This window comes from Phyllobacterium sp. 628 (assembly GCF_014189505.1).
In the GTDB taxonomy this organism is placed as follows: Bacteria; Pseudomonadota; Alphaproteobacteria; order Rhizobiales; family Rhizobiaceae; genus Phyllobacterium.
Genome location: NZ_CP050301.1, coordinates 2,845,004 through 2,868,103, shown reverse-complemented (window position 1 = coordinate 2,868,103; position 23,100 = coordinate 2,845,004). Strand labels below are relative to the sequence as shown.

The 23,100-nt window shown below is 54.2% G+C and carries 18 protein-coding genes and 1 pseudogene; 16 read left to right on the top strand and 3 right to left on the bottom strand.

Going from position 1 to position 23,100, the window contains the following annotated elements:
* Positions 1-51 precede the first annotated feature (51 nt).
* The 3 genes from HB779_RS15715 (at position 52) to HB779_RS15705 (ending at position 5,894) form a co-directional block, all read left to right on the top strand.
* Positions 52-2,838 (top strand): valine--tRNA ligase, encoded by a 2,787-nt coding sequence (locus tag HB779_RS15715; protein ID WP_188343236.1) that lies wholly within the window; start codon positions 52-54, stop codon positions 2,836-2,838.
* Between the two features lie 394 nt (positions 2,839-3,232).
* Entirely contained in the window at positions 3,233-4,486 is a 1,254-nt protein-coding gene (locus HB779_RS15710; RefSeq protein ID WP_188343235.1) for an OmpP1/FadL family transporter, read from the top strand.
* 613 nt (positions 4,487-5,099) lie between these two features.
* Complete coding sequence (locus tag HB779_RS15705) at positions 5,100-5,894, top strand: tetratricopeptide repeat protein (protein ID WP_188343234.1); 795 nt, start codon at positions 5,100-5,102, stop codon at positions 5,892-5,894.
* Positions 5,895-5,912: 18 nt separating this feature from the next.
* Here the strand turns inward: HB779_RS15705 and xth are convergent.
* Both xth and erpA read right to left on the bottom strand, forming a co-directional pair.
* Positions 5,913-6,691: pseudogene (xth, locus tag HB779_RS15700) on the bottom strand (exodeoxyribonuclease III).
* A 232-nt stretch (positions 6,692-6,923) separates the two neighbouring features.
* Positions 6,924-7,259: an iron-sulfur cluster insertion protein ErpA gene (gene erpA, locus HB779_RS15695; protein ID WP_188343233.1), complete on the bottom strand. Its 336-nt coding sequence runs from the start codon at positions 7,257-7,259 to the stop codon at positions 6,924-6,926.
* Between the two features lie 158 nt (positions 7,260-7,417).
* Between erpA and HB779_RS15690 the strand changes: the two genes are divergently transcribed.
* From HB779_RS15690 to HB779_RS15630, 13 genes are all read left to right on the top strand, one after another.
* A complete protein-coding gene (locus HB779_RS15690; RefSeq protein WP_188343232.1) occupies positions 7,418-8,626 on the top strand; it encodes a deoxyguanosinetriphosphate triphosphohydrolase in 1,209 nt (402 codons plus the stop codon).
* Between the two features lie 63 nt (positions 8,627-8,689).
* Positions 8,690-10,447 (top strand): arginine--tRNA ligase, encoded by a 1,758-nt coding sequence (gene argS, locus HB779_RS15685; protein ID WP_188345957.1) that lies wholly within the window; start codon positions 8,690-8,692, stop codon positions 10,445-10,447.
* A 99-nt stretch (positions 10,448-10,546) separates the two neighbouring features.
* Positions 10,547-13,228: an SPOR domain-containing protein gene (locus HB779_RS15680; protein ID WP_188343231.1), complete on the top strand. Its 2,682-nt coding sequence runs from the start codon at positions 10,547-10,549 to the stop codon at positions 13,226-13,228.
* 77 nt (positions 13,229-13,305) lie between these two features.
* Complete coding sequence (nagZ, locus tag HB779_RS15675) at positions 13,306-14,325, top strand: beta-N-acetylhexosaminidase (RefSeq protein ID WP_188343230.1); 1,020 nt, start codon at positions 13,306-13,308, stop codon at positions 14,323-14,325.
* A gap of 58 nt (positions 14,326-14,383) precedes the next feature.
* Positions 14,384-15,214, top strand: a complete 831-nt coding sequence (locus tag HB779_RS15670; RefSeq protein WP_188345956.1) for a ScpA family protein — start codon at positions 14,384-14,386, stop codon at positions 15,212-15,214.
* Positions 15,207-15,938, top strand: coding sequence for an SMC-Scp complex subunit ScpB (gene scpB / locus HB779_RS15665; RefSeq protein WP_188343229.1), 732 nt, complete (start codon positions 15,207-15,209; stop codon positions 15,936-15,938). The genes HB779_RS15670 and scpB overlap by 8 nt, the downstream gene beginning before the upstream one ends.
* Positions 15,939-16,127: 189 nt before the next feature.
* The gene (locus tag HB779_RS15660; protein ID WP_188343228.1) at positions 16,128-16,349 is read left to right on the top strand and encodes a twin-arginine translocase TatA/TatE family subunit; all 222 of its coding nucleotides are present in this window, start codon (positions 16,128-16,130) and stop codon (positions 16,347-16,349) included.
* Positions 16,350-16,413: 64 nt separating this feature from the next.
* Positions 16,414-17,076, top strand: a complete 663-nt coding sequence (tatB, locus tag HB779_RS15655) for a Sec-independent protein translocase protein TatB (protein WP_188343227.1) — start codon at positions 16,414-16,416, stop codon at positions 17,074-17,076.
* A complete protein-coding gene (gene tatC / locus HB779_RS15650) occupies positions 17,073-17,903 on the top strand; it encodes a twin-arginine translocase subunit TatC (RefSeq protein WP_188343226.1) in 831 nt (276 codons plus the stop codon). The genes tatB and tatC overlap by 4 nt, the downstream gene beginning before the upstream one ends.
* Before the next feature lie 69 nt (positions 17,904-17,972).
* Positions 17,973-19,256: a serine--tRNA ligase gene (gene serS, locus HB779_RS15645; RefSeq protein WP_188343225.1), complete on the top strand. Its 1,284-nt coding sequence runs from the start codon at positions 17,973-17,975 to the stop codon at positions 19,254-19,256.
* Between the two features lie 9 nt (positions 19,257-19,265).
* Positions 19,266-20,024 carry a 5'/3'-nucleotidase SurE gene (gene surE / locus HB779_RS15640; protein ID WP_188343224.1) on the top strand — a complete coding sequence of 253 codons (759 nt, stop codon included), beginning with the start codon at positions 19,266-19,268 and terminating at the stop codon, positions 20,022-20,024.
* Positions 20,021-20,674 (top strand): protein-L-isoaspartate(D-aspartate) O-methyltransferase, encoded by a 654-nt coding sequence (locus tag HB779_RS15635; protein ID WP_188343223.1) that lies wholly within the window; start codon positions 20,021-20,023, stop codon positions 20,672-20,674. The genes surE and HB779_RS15635 overlap by 4 nt, the downstream gene beginning before the upstream one ends.
* 145 nt (positions 20,675-20,819) lie before the next feature.
* Positions 20,820-22,088, top strand: coding sequence for a M23 family metallopeptidase (locus HB779_RS15630; RefSeq protein ID WP_188343222.1), 1,269 nt, complete (start codon positions 20,820-20,822; stop codon positions 22,086-22,088).
* A gap of 58 nt (positions 22,089-22,146) precedes the next feature.
* Here HB779_RS15630 and HB779_RS15625 read toward each other — a convergent pair whose 3' ends face one another.
* On the bottom strand, positions 22,147-23,010 hold the full coding sequence (locus HB779_RS15625; RefSeq protein WP_188343221.1) for an ATP-binding protein: 864 nt from the start codon (positions 23,008-23,010) through the stop codon (positions 22,147-22,149).
* Positions 23,011-23,100: the final 90 nt, after the last annotated feature.

The window sequence follows — 23,100 nt, the reverse complement described above, 5'->3', positions numbered from 1 at the left end:
ATTCGGTTTACACCGTAGCTAATTCCTTTCCGCAAATGACGGGCTATTTTTATGCTTGATAAGACCTATGACGCAGCGGCCGTAGAGCCGAAGATTGCAGAACGCTGGGACGAAGCCGGCGCATTCAAGGCTGGAGCCGGTTCGAAACCTGGTGCAGATCCCTTTTCTATTGTCATTCCTCCGCCCAATGTGACTGGTTCGTTGCACATGGGCCATGCGCTGAACAACACCATTCAGGACATTCTCGTGCGCTTCGAGCGCATGCGCGGCAAAAACGTCTTGTGGCAGCCCGGTATGGATCATGCGGGTATTGCAACGCAGATGGTCGTTGAGCGCCAATTGATGGAGCGCCAGCAACCCGGCCGCCGCGCGATGGGGCGCGAAAAATTTGTCGAGCGCGTATGGGAATGGAAATCCGAGTCCGGCGGCATTATTGCCGGTCAGTTGAAGCGTCTGGGCGCATCTTGCGACTGGTCGCGCGAGCGCTTTACAATGGACGAAGGGCTGTCCAAGGCCGTTCTTGAGGTTTTTGTAACTCTCTACAAAGAAGGTCTGATCTACAAGGACAAGCGGCTGGTCAATTGGGACCCGAAGATGCTGACGACAATTTCAGATATTGAAGTCGAGCAGCGGGAAGTCAAAGGTCATCTCTGGCATTTCCGCTATCCGCTTGAGAACGTTCCTTTTGATCCGGAAAACCCGCATACATATATTGTTGTCGCAACGACGCGGCCTGAAACCATGCTTGGGGATACGGGGGTTGCCGTCAATCCAAAAGACGAACGTTATCATGCTGTGCTCGACAACAACGTTGTCTTGCCGCTGGTTGGACGTCTCATTCCTATCGTTGGTGATAATTATGCTGATCCGGAAGCTGGCTCGGGCGCTGTCAAAATCACGCCTGCCCACGATTTCAATGACGCGGATGTCGGCAAGCGCAATGGTCTGCGCCAAATCAATATCCTGAATACAGACGCATCTATCTTCCTTAAAGAAAACAACGACTTCTTTGAAGGGTTGGAGAAATCGAGTCACCTGGATCAATTGGTGCATACGCTGGATGGCAAGGATCGTTTTGCTGCCCGCAAGCTGATTGTTGCCATGATGGAAGAGGGTGGCTATCTCGAGAAGATTGATGATCATACCCACATGGTTCCGCATGGTGATCGTGGCGGTGTGCCGATCGAGCCTTACCTCACCGATCAGTGGTATGTGAATGCCGGTGAACTTGCGAAGCCGGCGATTGCCAGCGTACGCGAAGGCCGTACCAACATCGTGCCCAAAAATTGGGAAAAGACCTATTTTGAATGGATGGAAAACATCCAGCCTTGGACGATTTCTCGCCAGTTGTGGTGGGGACACCAGATTCCAGCCTGGTATGGCCCGGACGGGCAGGTCTTTGTTGAGAAGACCGAAGAAGAGGCTTTGAGCGCTGCGGTTCAGCATTATCTGGCGCATGAAGGCCCGATGAAAGCCCATGTGCAGGACCTTCTGGAAAACATGAAGCCTGGCGAAATCCTGACGCGGGACGAGGACGTGCTTGACACGTGGTTCTCATCCGCTCTGTGGCCGTTTTCTACTCTTGGTTGGCCGGACAAAACACCGGAACTGGCCACTTACTATCAGACAGATGTGCTGGTGACCGGTTTCGACATCATCTTTTTCTGGGTTGCCCGGATGATGATGATGGGCTTGCACTTCATGAATGAAGAGCCGTTCCATACCGTTTATTTGCACGCCCTTGTGCGTGACAAGAACGGTGCCAAGATGTCGAAGTCCTCGGGCAACGTTATCGACCCGATCGAACTGATTGATGAGTACGGTGCTGATGCGCTGCGCTTCACGCTTGCCATCATGGCGGCGCAGGGACGCGACGTTAAGCTGGATCCAAGCCGCATTGCCGGCTACCGCAATTTCGGCACCAAGCTTTGGAATTCCACCCGCTTTGCCGAAATGAACGGTGTTGCACGCAATCCAGACTTCCGCCCTGAGAATGCAAAGCTCACCGTCAATCGCTGGATATTGACTGAACTTACCAATGCGGTGCGTGATGTCACGGATGGCATCACCGGTTACCGTTTCAACGAGGCGGCAGGCGCTGCTTATCGGTTTGTCTGGAACCAGTTCTGCGACTGGTACATCGAATTGCTGAAACCCGTCTTCAATGGCGAAGATGCAGAAGCTAAAGTGGAAGCACAGGCGTGTGCGGCCTATGTTCTGGACGAGATTTACAAGCTGCTGCATCCGTTTATGCCATTCATGACGGAAGAGTTGTGGGCACACACGGCGGGCGAAGGACAGGCATGCGCAACATTGCTTTGTCATGCAGAATGGTCAGAACCAGATTTTCTGGATGCGGAAGCGGCAGCGGATATCAATTGGCTGATCGATCTTGTGACGGGCATTCGTTCGGTGCGCGCCGAGATGAACGTCCCGGCCTCAGCCACAGCTCCGCTCGTGGTTATCGGTGCCAACGATGCCACAAAAGACCGGCTGCAACGCCACGAGGCGTCCATCAAATGGCGTGCCCGTGTCGAGACGATCACATTTGATGAAGAAGCGCCCAAAGGCTCGGCGCAGTTTGTTATCGGGGAAGCAACAGCATGCCTGCCGTTGGGCAGTCTGATTGATGTGAAAGCCGAAGTCGCGCGTCTCAACAAGGAAGCTGGCAAAATCACCGATGAAATCGGTAAGATCGACAAGAAACTTGGCAATGAAAAGTTTGTTGCCAACGCAAAGCCGGAGATTGTCGAGGCAGAACGCGAGCGCCTCGTGGAATTGCAAGCATCGATTGAAAAGATCGAGACGGCCATACGCCGCGTGAGCGAAGCAGGTTGATCGCTAGCTGATTTGGACTAATTGATTCTCAATTTGATTGATTTAATTTGCCTTCCCCTTGAAAAGCAGGGGAAGGCACCCCATTTTCGACAGTCATTCGCCCCAATTCGGTCATTTTTGACTGCCGTTGCATTTGAGCAACAATGGCGCTTTTCGGCTGAAAACTGTGGTTTTTCGTTGCCTAATACCGGACGGCAGCCCGCAAATTCTGAAAAATTCAAAGCAAAAGCTGCGAAAACCTCAGTTTTTCGAATTTTAATGCTTTGATCTCTCACAACTGCCTATCCCAAACAAGTTGCACGATTCTCGGGCTTTGTTACCTATTACGTATTGGTAACAATTTTGCTGAACTGTGATCACGGGTTCAGGGTTTTCAGGTCTCGGGGAGGACTTAATGACTAAGACTATTTCGACAATTATCGGCGGCGCGCTTCTTCTGACAGGTGTTGCTTCTGCTGCTCAGGCTGGTGGCCTTGAGCGCGGCGGTTACAACTGGGATCTCCTCTTCAGTGAAGAACGTTTTGCGACTGAAGGCGGCGTGGTTTACGTTATGCCTGATCGCAAGATCAAGAATGCCAAGGATACCGATCCGCGCGATGGCAACAACAACAACAAGAAATCAACTGCAAGCGAAACCCCGGATTATTCGGTTTACAAGTTTGGCGCGAAGGTCGGCATCACGCCTGATCTGGATTGCCTTGGCACCTATAGCCAGCCATGGGGCGTTCACACAAAGCCAGGTTCGAATTGGGCTGGTGCAAATCAGAACATTGAAACCAAGGTTACCAGTGATGACTGGGGCTTGACTTGTTCCTACAAATTCAATGTTACCGAAAAAGGCTCCTTCCGCCTGATCGGCGGCGTGTCGTACCAGGAAGTGTCAGGTTTTAAGACACGTCAAGTTCATCCAGGCTTTCCGGGCCGTTTCGACGGCACAGGACGTCTTGATCTCGAAGGCAACGGTGTTGGCTGGCGCATTGGTGCAGCTTACGAAATTCCGGAAATCGCATTCCGTGCCAGCTTGATGTACAACGCTGCAGTTGATCTGGGCGATGTAACAGGCACTCTCGATTTGAGGCAGTCGCCTTTGGCTCCAGGTCTTGGCGGCCGGGTGACCGATGTTTACGGTACGGCAGAGATGCCGCAGTCAGTTGAATTCAAGCTGCAGAGCGGTTTTGCTCCGGGCTGGCTGGCTTATGGTTCCGTCAAGTGGGTTGATTGGAGCGTCCTCGATGTCATCGCTTTCTGCCCAACTGCTACAAAGGGTAAAATTGCTTGCGGTGCTGCTTCTCCGGCACGCGCCACATCGCTTGATCTGATGTTCCAGGATGGCTGGACTGTAACAGGCGGCGTTGGTCACAAGTTCAACGACCAGTGGAGCGGACAGCTTCAGGTTAGCTGGGATCGCGGTACTTCGACCGGTTTGACGACACAGACGGATACCTATCTCTTGTCTGGTGGCCTCGCATACTCGCCCAATAAGAATGTTGAAATTCGTCTTGGCGGTGCAATCGGTATGTTGTCTTCCGGCTCCTACGGACCAACTGCCTGCCCGAATGCGGCAAAGAAGTGCGGCACCGATGCCACTTATGACTTTGGCGACGATCTCGTAACTGCCGTCTCGCTTTCCGGCAAGATGAAGTTCTAAATCTAAAGCACGATTGAATAGGAAAGCCCGGTATTGTTACCGGGCTTTTTTGTATAAGCACGCGGCTGTATTGGCCGGTACAATTGATGTGGCTCAAAAGTAAGACTTTCTCCATTACGTTTTGTGACGATTCAGCAACACTTCTGCGCGATGATTTGCAAGGCGGAGGCAAGGGGCGATTTTGCCCATTTTGCGCCACAAACCCGGAGCAACTCGATAGGGCGGCAACCGGTAAGTGGTTGAAGAAATATCGAGCATGGTGCTGATATTCCGCCCGGGGCAATGATGGACGCACAACCGATCTTCCTGACTTCTCTCAATAGTCTTTACGCGATGTCGGAATTGGCGCGCTGCCCATTTGATTCCAAATCTTCAAGTCCAATACGCTCACCAAACCTTAGCCGTACTATTGCCGGAATACGGTCAAACGATCGCTGGAATGGTGTGCAGAATGGGCGGGTAACGATACCTGCAACGCTTTTGCCGATGCATGGTGAAAATTGGATGGCCCGCAGCTCAATTGCTGCTGGTGCTGGAAATTGGCCCTTTATTCATATGGTTGAGCGCGGCGTTTCCGCGACGCATGTGACTTGGGCGAGGAAAGTGAACTGTCATGCTTGCCATTGATCGCTTCGCAGCCCCGCTTTTCGGGATTGGTCTTGCATTGAGCGCCATGACTTTGCCTTGCCATGCTTTCGATACCAGCAATGAAATGAATGAAGATTCGAGCCCGTTTGCGCTCTTCAAGTTTGGTTTCTCCGCATACAAGAATGGTCACAAGGACGAAGCGGTCAAGGCACTGCGCTTTGCTGCGGAGAAGGGCCATCAGGGCGCGAACTGGAAGCTGGCGCGTATGTACGCGGAAGGCGACGGCGTCAAGGAAGACGACTACGAAGCCTATAAGATGTTTGCGCAAGTCATTCACGAAGGTGCGGATCAAGGCACCGAGAACGAGAGCTATGTGGCGGACGCGCTCGTAGCGCTTGCCGGCTATGTCAAACGCGGTATCCCGAATTCACCCATTCGTTCGGATCCTGGTGCCGCACGCGATCTTTATCTGCAGGCAGCGTCCAATTTCGGCGATCCTGATGCGCAGTTCGAGCTTGGTAAAATGTTGATCAAGGGTGAGGGCGGTCAGCCTAACCCCAATCAGGCTGCGCGCTGGTTCCGCCTTTCGGCTCAGAAGGGTCATGCAGGCGCACAGGCTATGCTTGGCAATTTGCTGTTCCAGGCGGGAAAAACCGTACGTGGTCTCGCAATGATGACGGCCGCATTCGAGCGCGCTTCCAAACAGGATCGCGTCTGGATCGGAGACATTCAGGAACAAGCATTCTCTATCGCTGATGAGGCAGACAGGCGGACTGCCATTGTCCTTGCGCAGGACATTATCAAAACCGGCGACTTCTAAGCTTTTACAATTGAATAGCTAGATAATGGATATGGCCACCGGCACATGGTCCGATGGCTTTTCCCACGCGCGCACGTGTTTTTCGATGCTGGCTGACTCGAGCCTGTTGGCGGCTTCGGGGGACAGCATCAGGTGATCAATGTGAATGCCATTGTTCTTCTGCCATGCGCCTGCCTGATAATCCCAGAACGTGTATATGCCGGCTTCATCCGCGACTGAGCGGATCGCATCTGTAAAACCCAGGTTTTCCAGCCGACGGAAAGCCTGACGCGTTTCCGGCTGGAACAGGGCGTCATTCACCCATGCTTCCGGGTGTTTGGCATCTTTCGGCTCGGCAATGACGTTGTAATCTCCGGCAAGGACCAGCGGTTCTTCCAGAGCAAGCCGGCTTTCAGCCCAGCGCTCCAGCCGTTCCATCCAGCGCAGCTTGTAAGGGAATTTTTCCGTGTCGATTGGATTGCCATTGGGCAGATAGAGCGAAACCACACGAATAGCGCCGGATTCCGTCGAAAAGACTGCTTCGATGAAACGTGACTGTTCGTCTGCGTCGTCGCCGGGAAGCCCGCGTGTGACTTCGTCAGGCGTTTTTTGGAGAGAATGGCGACGCCGTTAAAACCTTTTTGACCGTGGGTTTCGACGTGATAGCCGAGCGCTTCCAGTTCAGCCCGGGGAAACTGCTCGTCAACAGACTTGATTTCCTGCAGGCAGACAATATCCGGATTTGACTCCTGCAACCAGGCAATGAGGACTTCGATCCGCGCTTTCACGCCATTGATATTCCAGGTGACAATTTTCATGGGAAACAATGACTTTGCTGATTTTCGATTGCATGGAAGTCGGCAACAGCTGTTCTCGACCGTGGTTGGAAGGTTACCGGTTTGGCAGCCAAGCGGTCAAGCTGTTGCAGGTATTTGTGATCAGGTCTGCACACGTTCATGACACGCGATTGCTGGCTTTATTGCAGACGCTTATCCCAAAATGCAAAAAGCCGTCGTGAGACGGCTTTTACAACTGGCAAATGCCGCTCGATCAAACGGAGAAACTGGTACCGCAGCCGCAGGACGATGTCGCGTTGGGATTGCGAATTTGAAATGACTGGCCCATCAGATCATCGACAAAATCAATTTCCGAACCGCCGATATAGGGCAGGGAAATGGAATCGATCAGCACCTTGGCGCCGAGTTTTTCAATCACGATGTCATCGGCATCCTGCGCATCGACGAGATCATATTTATAGGAAAAGCCCGAACAACCACCACCTTCGACAGAAATACGCAGAGCCGTTTTATCTGGATCAGACTTCAAAATAGCCGATATGCGCTTTGCTGCAGCATCGGATACAGAAACATTCATTGCTTCGCTCATTATTCACGCTCCAAATGCGGATTAATCCGCAGCGCTGCGGCATGAATTGACATTGTCATGTCACACCTTGCCATTCATCATACACCATAGCTAAGAATTGGCGACCACGAAGTCAACGACATCGCTGGTTGTAAAACGGGAAGGCACTTAAATCTATTATGTCGATGCACGGTATTGGCTTCGGTTACAGGGAGAGGGCATCCTATGCCTGTGATCCGCAAAGCAGCCGGGGGCGGCTTGTCCCGGAAAATGAAAGCCCGACGCGCACAGTCTTTCAGCGCGACCGCGACCGCATCATTCATTCCACGGCTTTCCGCCGCCTGAAACACAAGACACAGGTGTTTATTGCCCATGAGGGCGATCACTATCGCACCCGCCTGACCCACACGATCGAGGTTGCACAGATCGCGCGTGCTCTGGCCCGGTCGATGCGACTGGACGAGGATCTGGCTGAAGCAATTGCGCTGGTCCATGATTTTGGCCACACCCCGTTCGGCCACACAGGCGAAGATGCGCTCAACGAAAAGATGCAGGGCTTTGGCGGCTTCGATCATAATGCGCAGTCATTGCGCATCGTTACCAGCCTTGAGAAACGCTATGCGGAGTTCGATGGACTCAATTTGACGTGGGAGACGCTCGAAGGTTTGGTGAAGCACAACGGACCTTTGACTGGTCCGAACGGGGAAGGATTGAAGCATCCGGTACCGGCGGCTATTCTTGAGTATAACAGCCAGTATGATCTTGAGCTGGGGAGCTTTGCCTCGCTTGAAGCGCAATGCGCAGCCATCGCTGACGATATTGCCTACAATGCTCACGATATTGACGACGGGCTTCGGTCAGGCCTTCTTTCCCTGGACGCCCTCGAAGAAGTTCCGGTTACGGGTGACATCCTGCGTGCGGTAAGAGAAAAGTATCCTGTTTTGGACGACGTGCGCACCGCCCACGAAATCGTGCGGCGGCAGATTACCATCATGGTCGAAGATGTCATCTGCACCGCACAAGCCAATCTGGACAGTCTCAAGCCCCAATCCGTTGGCGATATTCACGGTGCCGGCCGCACCATCGTTGGTTTTTCCGACGCCATGCGTGGCAAGGAAAAGTTGCTCAAGAACTTTCTTTACAAGAATTTGTATTTTCACGAGAGCGTTGTCCGGATCAGAAAATCCGCTGACAAAATCGTGAGAGATTTGTTTGACGCTTATCTCGCTGATGAACAGACAATGCCGGAGGGCTGGCGGGACGGGCCAAAGCAGGATGATCTGGTTGCTCAAGCTCGGCTTGTCGCCGACTTTCTGGCTGGCATGACAGACACCTATGCTGTGCGTGAGCATCGCCGATTGTTTGACCACACGCCCGAATTGGCTTAAGCGAGGGGCCAATCGCGGTCAATGGACCGCATCAATTTGAAAAACCCGATCGAGTATAACGTCATGAACATCTTCGCCGATTTCGACGCGCGGATTAAAAAAGCCCTGCAAGCGCTTGAATTAAAGACCATTGAAGGCGCTGATGTGGACCTTTCCCGAGTTGGAGTGGAACCTCCGCGCGATCCCAGTCATGGCGATATTGCCACCAATGCGGCCATGGTTTTGTCCAAAGCCGTTGGTCAAAATCCGCGCGAACTGGCGATCCGGATCAGTGAAGCCCTGAAAAATGACCCCGATGTTGGCTCTGTTGACGTCGCTGGCCCAGGTTTTATCAATCTTCGTTTGAAAGATACCTATTGGCATCGGCAGCTTGCCGGAATGCTGGCTGCTGGCCTTGATTATGGCCGGTCAAAGCTTGGCTACGGTCATCGGGTAAATGTTGAGTTTGTATCGGCCAACCCAACCGGACCAATGCATGTCGGACATTGCCGGGGCGCGGTCGTAGGCGATGCTCTGGCCAACCTCCTGTCCTTTGCTGGTTATGACGTTACCAAAGAATATTACATCAACGATGCCGGTGCGCAGATCGATGTGCTCGCAAATTCCGTCGTGCTGCGTTACCGCGAAGCGCTTGGCGAACATATCGGCGAGATTCCGGCAGGACTTTATCCCGGCGATTATCTCGTTCCGGTCGGGCAGGCGCTTGCGGCTGATTATGGCACGAAACTTCTGGCCATGCCGGAAGAAGAAATGCTGGATATCGTCAAAGACCGCACCATCGCTGCCATGATGGTCATGATCCGGGAGGATCTTGCGTCGCTCAACGTGCATCACGATGTGTTTTTTTCCGAACGGACCCTGCATGCGGACAATGCGAAGCAGATTCGTTCAGCCATCAATGATTTGACGCTCAAGGGCCATGTTTACAAAGGCAAGTTGCCGCCACCCAAAGGCCAAGTGCCTGAAGATTGGGAAGACCGGGAACAGACTTTGTTTCGTTCAACCGATGTCGGCGATGATATTGACCGGCCGCTGGTAAAGTCCGATGGGCAGTTCACCTATTTCGCCGCTGACGTTGCTTACTTCAAGGACAAGTACGACCGGCATTTCGACGAAATGATCTATGTGCTTGGCGCCGACCATGGCGGTTACGTCAAGCGTCTGGAGTCGCTTGCCCGTGCCGTTTCCGGCGGTACAGCCAAGCTTACCGTTCTAATCTGCCAGCTGGTCAAGCTCTATCGCAATGGCGAGCCGGTGCGGATGTCAAAGCGTTCGGGCGAGTTTGTGACCTTGCGTGATGTCGTGGAAGAGGTAGGACGCGATCCCGTCCGGTTCATGATGTTGTACCGGAAGAATGATGCACCGCTGGATTTCGACTTTGCCAAGGTGACAGAACATTCCAAGGACAATCCGGTCTTCTACGTTCAATACGCGTCTGCGCGGTGCCATTCGGTGTTCCGGCAGGCCATCGAGCAGCTGGGAATCGGTGAAGAATCATTGGCGGCAAGTGCCGCACATTTCGATTTGCTGACCGATGAAAGCGAAATTGCGCTCATTCGCAAGCTTGCGGAATACCCGCGTTTGATTGAAACAGCGGCAGTTCATCAGGAGCCGCACCGCCTCGCTTTCTACCTTTATGACCTTGCCAGTTCACTGCATGCGCAATGGAATAAAGGAACCGAAAACGCGGACTTACGTTTTATTAAGGTTAACGATCCAAACTTGTCTCAAGCCAGGCTAGGGCTGGTTCAGGTTGTTTCGAAGGTTTTGGCGTCCGGATTGTCTATCATTGGTGCGGATGCCCCGACCGAAATGCGCTGAAAAGCGTAGAAATCCTGTCAACTTTTGCCCACATTGCGCTGGTATGGCCAATGCGTGACGTCTTTTGACGTCCATAGTTGAGAGTACAGGATTAACGCCATGGCGGACAACTATCTTCAGCGTTCTCACCGGCAGGATGATTCGCGATTCGGTAATGACGATCCTTTGATGGAGCTTTCCCGTATTATGGGAGAGCCGATAGAAGAGGAAAAATCAGCAACCGGATCCAGCGAAGATTTTGCTCTGGATCTGGAACGGGAGCTTATGGGGGACTTTGAAGAAAGCCCTCAGACTCCTGCAAATCCAGTGCAGGCTGCGCACGATCACAGTGATGCTGTGGAACAGGACCCGTTCGCAAACTTCGATCTGCAGGACGCGGTTGAGCGCGAATTGATGTCGAATGAAGAGCCATCTCATTCCCATCCTGCCGCCGAGCCGGCACGAGAAGTGATTTCCGAGCCTATCGCGATCTATGAAGAACCTGACTACGCAGATTATGAGCCGGAAACGGCTTATGTCGATGGCGAAGCAGGCGAGGGATTCATGGCCAGTGAGCCAGTGGCAGCCGCTCCTGAACCAGTCGCGGCACCTCGCGTGGAACCTGCTGCCCTATATAGCGAAGAGAATGTTCAGCCGGAGCGCGCAATTGTTGCAGCGCCTTCGCTGAGCCTTGAAGATGAACTTGAAACCTTGCTTGCGGGATCTGCAGCGCCGGTTGTTCAGCGTTCAGCCAATGCCTCTTGGGGTTATGGCTCGCAGGCGCCGGTTGTGGGCCGGACTGAACCTGCTCCGATTATCAGCCGCGCAACATCCTATCAGCAGCCCGTCACCCAGCCTGCTTACGTACCGCAGCCTGCGGCTTACCAGCCGGCCCAGATTGAAACTCAGGTTATTCCTGAGCCAGTCCAGGTACAGGAAGCCGTTCAGGCACCGGAAATTTCTCAGGCGCAGAGCGAGCCACTCGACGATTTCGATGCTGAAGAGTTGATGGCAGCATTCGATGATTTCGAAGTGCCTTTGGACGAGGAAGATCACGCGCCTGTGGCTTCAATGGAAGCCGAGCTGCCGCGTTATCAGAGTCCGGTTCATTCATATGCGCCTGTCCAGAGCGAAATTGCTGCTCCCATCGCGGCTGTCGCTGACGACGTTCATCATCTGCCTGATCCGCAGGACTTGAGCGATTATGCTGATGAGCTTGACCGCGCCGCTTCCACAATTGCGTCAGCGCCGGATGTTCACACGATGGCAGTGACTGAAAATCGCGTCGAATACACCGAATCTCTTGATTTGCCGGAAGTGCATTACGAGGATGATGTTCCTCAGCACAATGGTTTGGGTGAACTCGAAACTGAGTTCGCGGAAGTTTTTGGCTCTATTGAAGCTGAAGATCAAAGAGGCGGTCATACGGCTGTGCAGGAAGAACCTCAGTCTGCGGCGCCAGCCAAGGATGAGTATGCAGATATTTTTGCTGATGTTTTTGGCAACGAGGCAGAGCAGGGCCGGTATAGTCCTGCCAGCTATGCTGCTGGAGCAGGTGTTGCGGCCGTTGCCGCTGCCGGAATTGCGTCTGCCGGTTCGCATCAGGCTAAACCCATTGCCAGCAATTATAGCAATGGCCCCGAAGACGACATGGATTTCGGCTACGACCCAAAGCGCGATGATGTCGGCATGGCGGCACCGGCCTATGCAAAACCTGCAGCCCGCAAGCGCAGTTTCCTGGTGCCCGGCGCCGTTGCTGCAGCTGTTCTCGTCGCGGTTACGGGTGCAGTCGCCTACAAGTGGACCAGCGGTTCCAGTGGCACGCCTGTCGTGATCATGGCAGACAAGGCGCCGATCAAGGTTCAGCCTGAAACAACGGCAAACACGATCGTTCCCGCTCAAGACAAGATGGTTTATGAGAAGGGAGCGACCGCCGATACGTCTGCACCCAAACAGCAGCAACTCGTGACAACGAAGGAAGATCCGGTTGATCTTGCTGCCGATGAAGACGAGGACGTATCAGGCGCAAAGGCTGAAGAGCGGGTTGATCCTGCCAGTGCAAATGTGGCTGCCAACGACCAGCAGGCCCAGCCCAACAGTGCCATTGCCCCGCGCAAGGTTCAAACCATGGTTGTGAAGCCTGATGGGACAATGGTTGCAGCAATCCAGCAGACACCAGATCCGGTTAGTTCCGGCCCAGCAGCTGCGCCGGTAACGCGCCCGGCTCCTGCGCAGGTCCAGGCTAATGCCAACCCGCTTCCAGCCGGTAACGACCAGATTGGCTCGCTCGCCGCAGCCAGCAATCCTGCTGCGCAGGTAAAGCCGGCACCGACGGTTGAACCATTGTTCGCTCCCAAGCCTCAGGCGGCTGCGGGCAAATTGCCAGCCAAGCCGGTTGAGACCAAGAAGATCACACCTGAGACTGTTGCATCGGTTTCGCCAAAGAATGTTCCAATCGTCGACTCCCGCCCGGGTGAACAGCCTTTGAATGTAGTGGATCGTGTTCCACCACAGAAGGCTGCTGCTGCCGGACAGCAGGTTGCTTCGGTTGCGGCTCCAGGCAGCTACCTGATCCAGATCGCTTCACAGCCGACTGTCGAGGGCGCGCAGAAGACTTACGCATCCCTGTCGCAGAAACATTCAGGTGTTATCGGTGGTCGGGGCGTTGATATCAAACAGGCTGATATTGCCGGTAAAGGGACCTTCTACCGGGTTCGCATTCCGGCCGGCTCCAAGGATGATGCGGTCAATCTTTGCACCAAGTACAAGTCCGCTGGCGGCAGTTGCTTCGTAACGCAATAATCCTGCAGCCATGAATGATGGAAAGGCGGCCATTGGCCACCTTTTCCTTTTTTGCATCAACGAAGTAGACTCTTGATATGAGCGAATCAAAAGCATGGATCGCCGGTACGTCCGGTTTGAAACTGACACCTGACGAAATCGCGTTCTTTCGCGATGAACGGCCGTGGGGTTTTATATTGTTTGCCCGCAATATCAGCGAGGCGGCACAGATCGAAGATCTGACGGCGCATTTGCGTGATCTCGTGCGGCGTGAAGAGGCTCCTGTTCTGATCGATCAAGAGGGTGGCCGCGTCCAGCGCCTGCGCCCGCCATTGGTACCGAATTATCCAGCCGGTTCTGCATTGGGCGCTTTATTCCGGGAAGACGAAGAAGCAGGATTGCGTGCTGCCTGGTTATTGTCGCGTCTTCACGCATTTGACCTGTTAAAACTGGGCATCAACGTGGATTGCCTGCCGGTTCTCGACGTCCCTGTCGAAGGTGCCAATGAGGTTATCGGCAGCCGCGCCTATGGCAATCATCCGGAAATTGTAACGGCAATGGGCCGGGCGGCCGCCGAGGGACTTCTGGCCGGTGGAATGCTGCCTGTGATGAAGCATATCCCCGGTCATGGACGTGCATTTGCCGATACACACCATGAGTTGCCGACAGTCACAACCCGGCTTGAGGAGCTGGAGGAGCACGATTTCGCCCCGTTCCGGGCGCTGGCACATTTGCCGATGGCAATGAGCGCCCACGTTATTTTTTCGGCGGTGGACCCCAAGAACCCCGCTACGACCTCAGGCAAGGTGGTGGAAGAGATTATTCGTGACCATATTGGCTTTGACGGGCTTTTGATGAGCGATGATGTCTCGATGAACGCACTTTCTGGGGATTATTTTGATCGAACCAAAGCAATCTTTGCCGCGGGTCTCGATATCGTGCTTCATTGTCACGGCATTATGGAACAAATGACAGCGGTGGCCTCATGCACACCCGAACTCGGCGGTAAGGCTCTGGAGCGGGCGCAGCGGGCGATAAAGTACGCAAAGAAACCCGATGCTTCAAACGAGGCGGAAATCCGGGAAGAATTCCAGCGCTTTTTTGAGGCGGTGGCATAGAAACGAGAGCGATTTGACGGCGACGGAACAGAAAAGCAATGGCAAGAACGCAGCGCCCATGGAAGCGCTGTGGGAAAGCGCGTCTGATCGTGGCGTCAGTGAGCCGTCGCTGCTGATTGATATCAAGGGCTTTGAAGGCCCGCTGGATCTGCTTCTGCATCTTGCGCGCAATCAGCGGGTCGATCTGGCGCGGATTTCCGTGCTTGCCCTTGTTGAACAATATCTCGTCTTCATTCGTCAGGCACAGGCACTACGGCTCGAACTTGCTGCCGATTATCTCGTCATGGCGGCGTGGCTGACCTATCTGAAGTCCAAGCTGCTGATCCCCAAAGCGCCGGGTGATGAAGGCGAGAGTGGCGAAGAGCTGGCGGCAACGCTGCAGTTTCGTCTGAAGCGGCTGGAGGCCATGCGCGAAGCGGCGACCAAGCTCGTCAATCGCAACCGGCTCGGGCGCGATGTTTTTGCGCGCGGCATGCCCGAGGCGGTGATCGTCGATCAGACCAACATTTACTCTGCCACGCTTTATGAGTTGCTGACCGCCTACGCATCGCAGCGCCAAAAGCAGGCGACGTCGCATGTGCAGATTGCCCGTCGCAGTGTCTGGTCGCTGAAAGACGCCCGAACCATCCTGATGCGGCTCATCGGCGAAATGAAAGACTGGACGGCGCTCGACCAGTATCTGCTCGAGTTCATTGCTTCGCCAAACGAGCGCGCCACCGTGCTTGCGAGTTCCTTTGCTGCAAGTCTTGAAATGGTTCGCGAAGGCCATATGGAAATTCAGCAGACTGGCGCATTCAAGCCGATTTTCCTGCGTGACCGCGCGCCACGACCTGCAGAAAAAACGGGACAACCACCGCTCACAACAATGAGGGACGTGGTCAATGGCTGAAACGAATTCACTGCATTTGCGGCCTGATAACGATGAAAGTGATGCCCGCGAGGCTGAATGGAAATCGACGATTTCTGTTTCCGATGCATTGCGCATGGCAGAAGCCATCCTTTTTGCCTCGGCGGAGCCAGTTACGGTGCGGGCACTGGAAGAGCGTTTGCCATCCGGGATCGATGTTCCGGCACTTCTGGGCGAACTTCAATCAACCTACTCCAAGCGTGGCATCAATCTTTTGCAGGTTGGTGGTGCCTGGGCTTTCCGGACCGCTGCCGATCTCGCATTCCTGATGAACAGGGAAGCCGTCCAGCAGAAAAAGCTGTCGCGTGCTGCCCTCGAAGTTCTTGCGGTCATTGCCTATCATCAACCGGTTACCCGCGCGGAACTGGAAGATATTCGCGGGGTCGAGACATCAAAGGGAACATTGGATGTTCTGATGGAAACCGGCTGGATCAAGTTCCGCGGCCGCCGCCGCACACCCGGCCGGCCCATTACCTATGGCACAACCTCCTCATTTCTTGATCATTTTGGTTTGCAGGAAGTACGTGATCTGCCGGGTATCGACGAGTTGCGCGGGGCAGGACTTTTATCAGCGCGCATGCCTGCGAATTTCGCTATTCCTGTTCCTGTCAATGATCCGGATGAGTTGACAGAGGATGAGGATCCGCTGACAGATATTGATCTTGAAGAATTGGGGCTTTTAACGCCGCGTGTAGAAAACGACTGAATTTTTATTTGCCACATTTCTGCGCCATGGTGGCGCAAATATACCAATTTGCAGAATTTGTTAGCGGTAATTCAATTCGGGCTTGCACCACGCTTACACGAATGTGAAACAAGATTATGCACTTGTGTTTGAAAAGCACGGGGAAAAGGCATAGATGAGCTCAGACTGTTGAGCGAATGCGAGGGTAAAATGGGTAGTTTTTCAATTTGGCACTGGTTGATCGTTCTGGCGATCGTGCTTTTGGTTTTTGGTCGCGGCAAGATTCCTGAATTGATGGGCGACGTTGCCAAGGGTATCAAGAATTTCAAGAGCGGCATGAGTGATGATGATACAGCCGACAATTCCAAGACGATTGATAATCAGCCAAATCAGCCGGTGAATTCAGTCAAGGAAAAGACGACAAAGTCTTAAATGGCAGGCAATAGCCTTGTCCTGCACGCGGCGTCAGTGCTGCGTTGTGGCTGGAGCATGATGAATGTTTGAAGTGGGTTGGTCGGAAATCCTGGTGATCGTGATCGTATTGATCGTGGTAGTCGGGCCAAAGGATTTGCCGAAAATGCTGCGTGCGTTTGGCAAGGCAACTGCCAAGTTCCGTGCTACGGCAGGTGAATTCCGCAAGCAGTTCGATGAGGCCCTCAAAGAGGCTGAACTCGATGATGTGCGCGATATTATCAACGATGCCAAGAGCCTCGACCCGCGCAATGACATTCGCAAGGTATTTGATCCGGTCCGCACGATCGGTGAAGAAATTCGCTCCACGCTGAAAGATGCAGGCACTGCGGCTAAGGACAATCTTGCTGTTCCAGATCCCTCTGCTCCGGGCGCCACGCAATTGCAGCCGCAGGCCATGGAGCCTGTCGCGCCGCTTATGACTGCGGCGACGCCGAAAAAGGCAAGCCGATCCGCCAAGCCGAAACCTGTTGCTGCTGAAAAAGTGGTGCCAGCGACTGCAGCCAAAAAAACCGCCGCCGCCAAAGCCGTTGCCGCCAAACCTGCGGCAAAAGCAGCGCCGGCCAAGGTCGCTGCCAAAGTGGCGCCAAAGCCGGTGCAGGTCGCTGCCGCAGCACCATCACCAGCAAAAAGAACGGCAAAGCCGCGTGCTAAAGGCAAGGCTGGCGATACGGGGACACAATCTTGAGTAAGACTGAAGACGAAATTGACAAGAGCTCAGCACCGCTGATCGAACATCTGATCGAGTTGCGCCGCCGGCTGATCTGGGCATTGCTGGCGTTTTTTGTCGCGTTTCTGTTTTGCTTCCACTTCGGCAAGCAATTGTTCAACTTGCTCGTCATCCCTTATCAATGGGCTGTCGGTTGGGCTGGGTTTGATCCGGCCAAGGCACAGTTGATCTACACCGCACCGCAGGAGTTTTTCTTCACCCAGGTCAAGATTGCCATGTTTGGCGGTATCGTTCTGGCATTCCCGGTTATTGCTTCGCAGATCTATAAATTTGTCGCGCCGGGCCTCTACAAGAATGAACGGATGGCCTTCTTGCCGTTCCTGATCGCGTCGCCGCTGCTGTTTCTCATGGGTGGCGCGCTCGTCTATTTCTTTTTCACACCCATGGTCATGTGGTTCTTCCTTGCGATGCAGCAGACCGGCGGGGCAGGCGAAGTACAAATCTCGCTATTGCCGAAAGTGTCGGAATATCTCAGCTTGATCATGACGCTGATCTTTGCGTTTGGTCTGGTTTTCCAGCTGCCTGTGGTGACGACATTGCTCGCCCGCGTTGGCTTGGTTGGCTATGAAGGCCTGCGTTCGAAGCGTAAATATGCGATTGTTATCGCGTTCATCGTGGCTGCGGTGATTACGCCGCCAGATCCGCTCAGCCAAATCGGTCTTGCGCTTCCGACGATCCTTCTCTACGAGATTTCCATCTGGATGGCGCGTCTGATCGAGAAAAAGCGTGAGGCAGCTGATGCCGAGGCTAAATCAGAGTCCGGCGATAGCGATAGTTCCTCCTGACGCGACCACTGGTTCCGCCGGACAATCACGTCCAAAATCAAACGATTATTGCAAGATGGCTTTATTCCCATGCTCGATATCAAATGGATCCGCGAGAATCCGCAAGCGCTTGACGCAGCTCTGGCCAAACGAGGTGTAGAGCCGCAGTCATCGCGCCTGATCGAGATGGATGAAAAGCGCCGTCAGCACATTGTTAAATTGCAGGAAGCTCAGGAGCGCCGCAATGCGGCCTCCAAAGAGATCGGCAAGGCGATGGGAGCCAAGGATCAGGCGACCGCTGACCGCCTGAAGGCCGAAGTCGCTGAGATCAAGATATTCCTGCAATCCGCCGAGGAGGAAGAGCGCCAGCTTGACCGGGCGTTGAATGATGCGCTCTCGGTTCTTCCCAACGTTCCGCTGAATGACGTTCCAACCGGCAAAGATGAAAACGGCAATGTCGAGACGCGCCGGTTCGGTCATCTCAAGAACTTCTCCTTTGAACCGAAGGAGCATTTCGAGATTGGCGAAAACCTCGGCTATATGGATTTCGAACGAGCCGCCAAGCTATCGGGCAGCCGCTTCACCGTTCTGAAAAGCCAGTTGGCCCGCCTGGAGCGTGCGCTTGGTCAGTTTATGATCGACCTGCACACGACAGAGCATGGCTATATGGAAGTCAATCCGCCGCTTTTGGTCAATGATGATGTCCTTTATGGCACCGGGCAGTTGCCCAAGTTTGCCGAAGACCTCTTCAAGACGACTGATGGCCGTTATCTGATCCCGACCGCTGAAGTTCCGCTGACCAATCTCGTGCGCGAAGAAATTCTCGATATTCGTGATTTGCCCATTCGCATGACGGCTTTGACCGCTTGTTTCCGTTCGGAGGCCGGATCTGCCGGCCGTGATACGCGCGGTATGTTGCGCCAGCACCAGTTCATGAAGGTTGAGCTTGTATCCATTATGGATGCGGAGAGTTCCATTGCCGAGCACGAGCGCATGACGGCCTGTGCTGAAACCGTATTGAAGCGGCTCGATCTGCCGTTCCGCACGATGACCCTGTGCACCGGCGATATGGGCTTTGGTGCGCAGAAGACCTACGATCTCGAAGTGTGGCTGCCTGGTCAGAAGGCCTATCGCGAAATCTCCAGCTGCTCGGTGTGTGGCGATTTCCAGGCGCGGCGCATGAACACGCGCTATCGTCCGGAAGGTGAAAAATCAACGCGTTTCGTTCATACGCTCAATGGTTCTGGCACTGCGGTTGGCCGCGCGCTGATTGCAGTCATCGAGAATTATCAGAATGAGGATGGCAGCGTAACGGTTCCTGAAGCACTTGTGCCTTACATGGGCGGACTGAAACGAATCGAAAAAGCCGCATAGGAGAGGGCGATGCGCATTCTGCTGACCAACGATGATGGTATTCATGCGGAAGGTCTTGCTGTTCTTGAACGCATCGCCCGCCAGCTTTCCGACGATGTCTGGGTTATTGCGCCGGAAACCGACCAGAGTGGCCTCGCGCATTCGTTGACGCTGTCGACGCCTTTGCGTTTGCGCGAAATCGACAACCGGCATTTTGCTGTGCGCGGCACTCCCACGGATTGCGTGATTATGGGTGTCAAGCATCTGATGCCGGAACCGCCGGACCTGATCCTTTCCGGCGTGAATTCGGGTTCGAACACGGCGGATGATGTAACCTATTCCGGCACGATTGCTGCTGCCATCGAAGGCACATTGCTCGGCATCGGCTCCATTGCGCTGTCGCAGGAGTATAATCTCAATGGTGGTGAACGTATCCTGCCATGGGAAATTGTTGAGCAACGGGCTCCGGCTCTGCTGAAAAAGCTGCTTGGTGTCCAATTGGCCAAGGGCGTATTGCTCAATGTGAATTTTCCGAGCTGCAGCGGCGGTGAAGTTGCTGGCGTTCGTGTGACAGCACAAGGCAAGCTTTCCCACGGTCTGACGATTGAAGAGCGGCAGGATGGGCGCGGACTGGCTTATTATTGGTTGCGCTACGGTCGCGGCAAAGATGAGCCTGCCGAAAACAGCGACGTTGCTGCCATTCGCAAGAACTACATTTCCATCACGCCGCTTCAACTCGATTTAACGGCGCATGAAATGCTTCAGACACTGGAAAGTGCGTTTGCATGAAGCCTGTACTTTCGGAACGTGAGGGGTTTGCGGCTTTCGTCTTGCGGATGCGGTCTCTGGGATTGACGGATCAGCGGTTCATCGGAGCTTTTGAAGCCACACCGCGCATGGGTTTTGTATCGGGCAATCTTGGAACTGTCGCTTACGGCGACCGGATGCTGCCGATTGAATGCGGTGAGTTCATGGAAGGGCTCGACCTGCAGGCGAGGCTCATCAAATCACTCGATCTGGAGCCAACGCACCGTGTATTGGAGATCGGAACCGGTACCGGTTTCACCGCTGCCATCATGGCCCGGCTTGCCGGGCGTGTTTTATCCATCGAGCGCTACCGCACATTGATCGAACTGGCGCAGCAGCGTCATCAGGCTTTGAAGCTGGAAAATATCTTCATCAAGCATGCGGATGGCAAACTGGGTTTGACGCATGATGGTCCGTTTGACCGGATTATTGTCTGGGCGGCTTTCGAAAGCATGCCCCGCCAATTTGTCGATCTGCTCTCATCCAATGGCGTCATGATCGCGCCTATCGGCCCGGTTGATGGCAGGCAGGTTGTCTCGCGTTTATCGAAAATCGGAAGCCGTTTTGAGCGCGAGGACATGATGCCTGCGCGGTTTCTGCCGTTGATGGATGGCGTCGCAACAGCGTTGTAATACAACTTTTCCGCGAATGAACCCATGCAACCCTTTAAGGGTTTGGTGAATCTTTTACAAATTTTTTGCTCATTTTAACGGTCGAGTAACATTAACGCGGTTTAATCGTCCCATATTCTTGTATTGAGTACGGGCGGGACATGCGATGCGTTTGAGTGTACTAGACAAAGCGTCACGGCGGCTGGCACTGAATGCCAGCATTCTCATGATTGCCGGTTTGGCTGCAGGTTGCAGTTCGGGAGTGTCGCGCTTCACCAGTGCTGACTTCAGCTCCGGCTATAGCGACAACCAGCGTGCGATCATGCAGCCTCAAAATACGACGGCGCGGCCTTACACGCCACCGGTTGATTCCACATACACGGCTTCGGTCAATCGCAACGCTGGCGGTGTTCAGCGCGGTGCTCTTCCGCCAGTGGGTGCGGCAAGCGCTTCGGCGCTTCCACCAGTTTCCTCGCAGCCAATGCGTCCGGCCCTGGCGCCAGCAACGGCTGCGCCTGTTCGCCAGCAAGTGGCGTCGGCTCAACCCATGGGTGGTACGGTGCAGGCACCGCCGCTTGCTTCGGCATCAGGTTCTCTGAAGACACCGGATGGCCGTGAAGCGCGGATGCCAACCAAACCTGCCGAAGCGCAGGCACCAGCTGCGTCGGCAAATAAAGCCGCACAGTCCAATCATTCCGGCTCCTACACGGTGCAGAGCGGCGACACGTTGCATGCGATTTCACGCAAGACCGGCACCAACATTGAGGCTCTGAAGCAAGCCAATAATATGAAGGATGGTACGGTCCGCGTTGGCCAGACGCTGGTGCTTCCGGCAACCAGCGCATCAATGGCGCAGAATGTTGCTGCGAATATGAAGCCAAAGGGCGCTGTTGATCAGGTCAAGACCGCAGCAACGCCTCCGGTTGAGCAGCCAAAGGTTGTGGCAAGCACAGCACCGATTGCGCCGACGCAGACGGACACGCAGGCAAAGCCTTACACACCGCCCCAAGCCAGTGAAAAGGTGATCGACGATGCCGAGAAGGACGTCGCTTCGGCACCGTCGGCCACGGGTGCATCGCAGATGCGCTGGCCGGTACGCGGCCGCGTGGTTGCCAATTACGGCAAGGGCAATGACGGTATCGATATTTCGGTTCCGGAAGGTACGCCTATCAAGGCTGCTGAAAACGGCGTGGTTATCTACTCCGGCGATGGCTTGAAGGAATTCGGCAATACCGTTCTGGTCCGCCATGACAATGGTCTGGTTACGGTTTACGGTAATGCCAGCAAGCTGAATGTGCAGCGTGGCCAGAAGGTCAAGCGCGGCGAAGAGCTGGGTAAATCAGGCATGACCGGCAATGCGTCCTCGCCAAAGCTGCACTTCGAAGTTCGCAAGAACTCGACGCCGGTTGATCCTTCGAAATATCTCGAGTCTTGATCAGATCAGGTTCCAATCAAAAGGCCCGCGCAGCATGATGCTCGGGCCTTTTCTTTGTTTATAGCTTCTTGCCCAGACGCCCGGCGAGGTCCTGGGTAAATTGCCAGGCGACGCGTCCCGAGCGTGATCCACGTGTCGTGGACCACTCGAGTGCTTCTGCATGCAATTGTTCGTTTTGCATCGGCAGATCGAAATGCGCCGCATAACCATCGATCATCAAGAGATAATCATCCTGGCTGCATTTGTGGAAACCAAGCCACAGACCAAAGCGGTCAGAAAGAGAAACCTTTTCTTCGACAGCTTCTGATGGATTGATGGCTGTTGAGCGCTCATTTTCGATCATATCGCGTGGCAGGAGATGCCTGCGATTGGAGGTCGCGTAGAAAATGACATTGTCCGGGCGGCCTTCAACACCGCCTTCGAGCGCTGCCTTGAGCGACTTGTAGGACGTGTCGTCATGATCAAATGACAAATCATCGCAGAACAGAATGAAACGATAATGTGTGTCCTTGATCGCTGCCATGAGGGCAGGGAGACTGTCGATGTCTTCACGATGGATTTCGACCAGCTTGAGCGTGTTGTCGTTGTCCGGAGCCGCGCTGTTTACGGAGGCATGAACGGCTTTGACCAGCGATGATTTTCCCATGCCGCGGGCACCCCACAACAGGACGTTGTTGGCCTGCAAGCCATCGGCAAAGCGCTTGGTGTTATCGAACAGGATATCGCGGACGCGATCCACACCTCGAATGAGCGAAATATCGACGCGGTTGACCTTTTGTACAGGATCAAAGGTGAGGTGATCAGGGTTCCAGACAAAGCAATCTGCGACATCAAGGTCAACAGGTTGTTGTTTTGGCGGCGCCATGCGTTCCAGCACGGCAATCAGACGGTCAAGCTTATCTGCCAGCAATTCCTCGGACATTCTCATCAAGCCTTTGTTTTTTCTGCATTCAAGCCACTATCATGTTGACGATAAATCGAAAAGCAGCCTGCGGGATTTTGCATGGTTGCT

What these genes read in the sequence shown, in the direction of transcription:
- HB779_RS15715 (WP_188343236.1), top strand. Translation starts at nt 52, where the DNA reads ATGCTTGATAAGACCTATGACGCAGCGGCCGTAGAGCCGAAGATTGCA.
- HB779_RS15710 (WP_188343235.1), top strand. Translation starts at nt 3,233, where the DNA reads ATGACTAAGACTATTTCGACAATTATCGGCGGCGCGCTTCTTCTGACA.
- HB779_RS15705 (WP_188343234.1), top strand. Translation starts at nt 5,100, where the DNA reads ATGCTTGCCATTGATCGCTTCGCAGCCCCGCTTTTCGGGATTGGTCTT.
- erpA (WP_188343233.1), bottom strand. Translation starts at nt 7,259, where the DNA reads ATGAGCGAAGCAATGAATGTTTCTGTATCCGATGCTGCAGCAAAGCGC.
- HB779_RS15690 (WP_188343232.1), top strand. Translation starts at nt 7,418, where the DNA reads ATGTCGATGCACGGTATTGGCTTCGGTTACAGGGAGAGGGCATCCTAT.
- argS (WP_188345957.1), top strand. Translation starts at nt 8,690, where the DNA reads ATGAACATCTTCGCCGATTTCGACGCGCGGATTAAAAAAGCCCTGCAA.
- HB779_RS15680 (WP_188343231.1), top strand. Translation starts at nt 10,547, where the DNA reads ATGGCGGACAACTATCTTCAGCGTTCTCACCGGCAGGATGATTCGCGA.
- nagZ (WP_188343230.1), top strand. Translation starts at nt 13,306, where the DNA reads ATGAGCGAATCAAAAGCATGGATCGCCGGTACGTCCGGTTTGAAACTG.
- HB779_RS15670 (WP_188345956.1), top strand. Translation starts at nt 14,384, where the DNA reads ATGGAAGCGCTGTGGGAAAGCGCGTCTGATCGTGGCGTCAGTGAGCCG.
- scpB (WP_188343229.1), top strand. Translation starts at nt 15,207, where the DNA reads ATGGCTGAAACGAATTCACTGCATTTGCGGCCTGATAACGATGAAAGT.
- HB779_RS15660 (WP_188343228.1), top strand. Translation starts at nt 16,128, where the DNA reads ATGGGTAGTTTTTCAATTTGGCACTGGTTGATCGTTCTGGCGATCGTG.
- tatB (WP_188343227.1), top strand. Translation starts at nt 16,414, where the DNA reads ATGTTTGAAGTGGGTTGGTCGGAAATCCTGGTGATCGTGATCGTATTG.
- serS (WP_188343225.1), top strand. Translation starts at nt 17,973, where the DNA reads ATGCTCGATATCAAATGGATCCGCGAGAATCCGCAAGCGCTTGACGCA.
- surE (WP_188343224.1), top strand. Translation starts at nt 19,266, where the DNA reads ATGCGCATTCTGCTGACCAACGATGATGGTATTCATGCGGAAGGTCTT.
- HB779_RS15635 (WP_188343223.1), top strand. Translation starts at nt 20,021, where the DNA reads ATGAAGCCTGTACTTTCGGAACGTGAGGGGTTTGCGGCTTTCGTCTTG.
- HB779_RS15630 (WP_188343222.1), top strand. Translation starts at nt 20,820, where the DNA reads ATGCGTTTGAGTGTACTAGACAAAGCGTCACGGCGGCTGGCACTGAAT.
- HB779_RS15625 (WP_188343221.1), bottom strand. Translation starts at nt 23,010, where the DNA reads ATGTCCGAGGAATTGCTGGCAGATAAGCTTGACCGTCTGATTGCCGTG.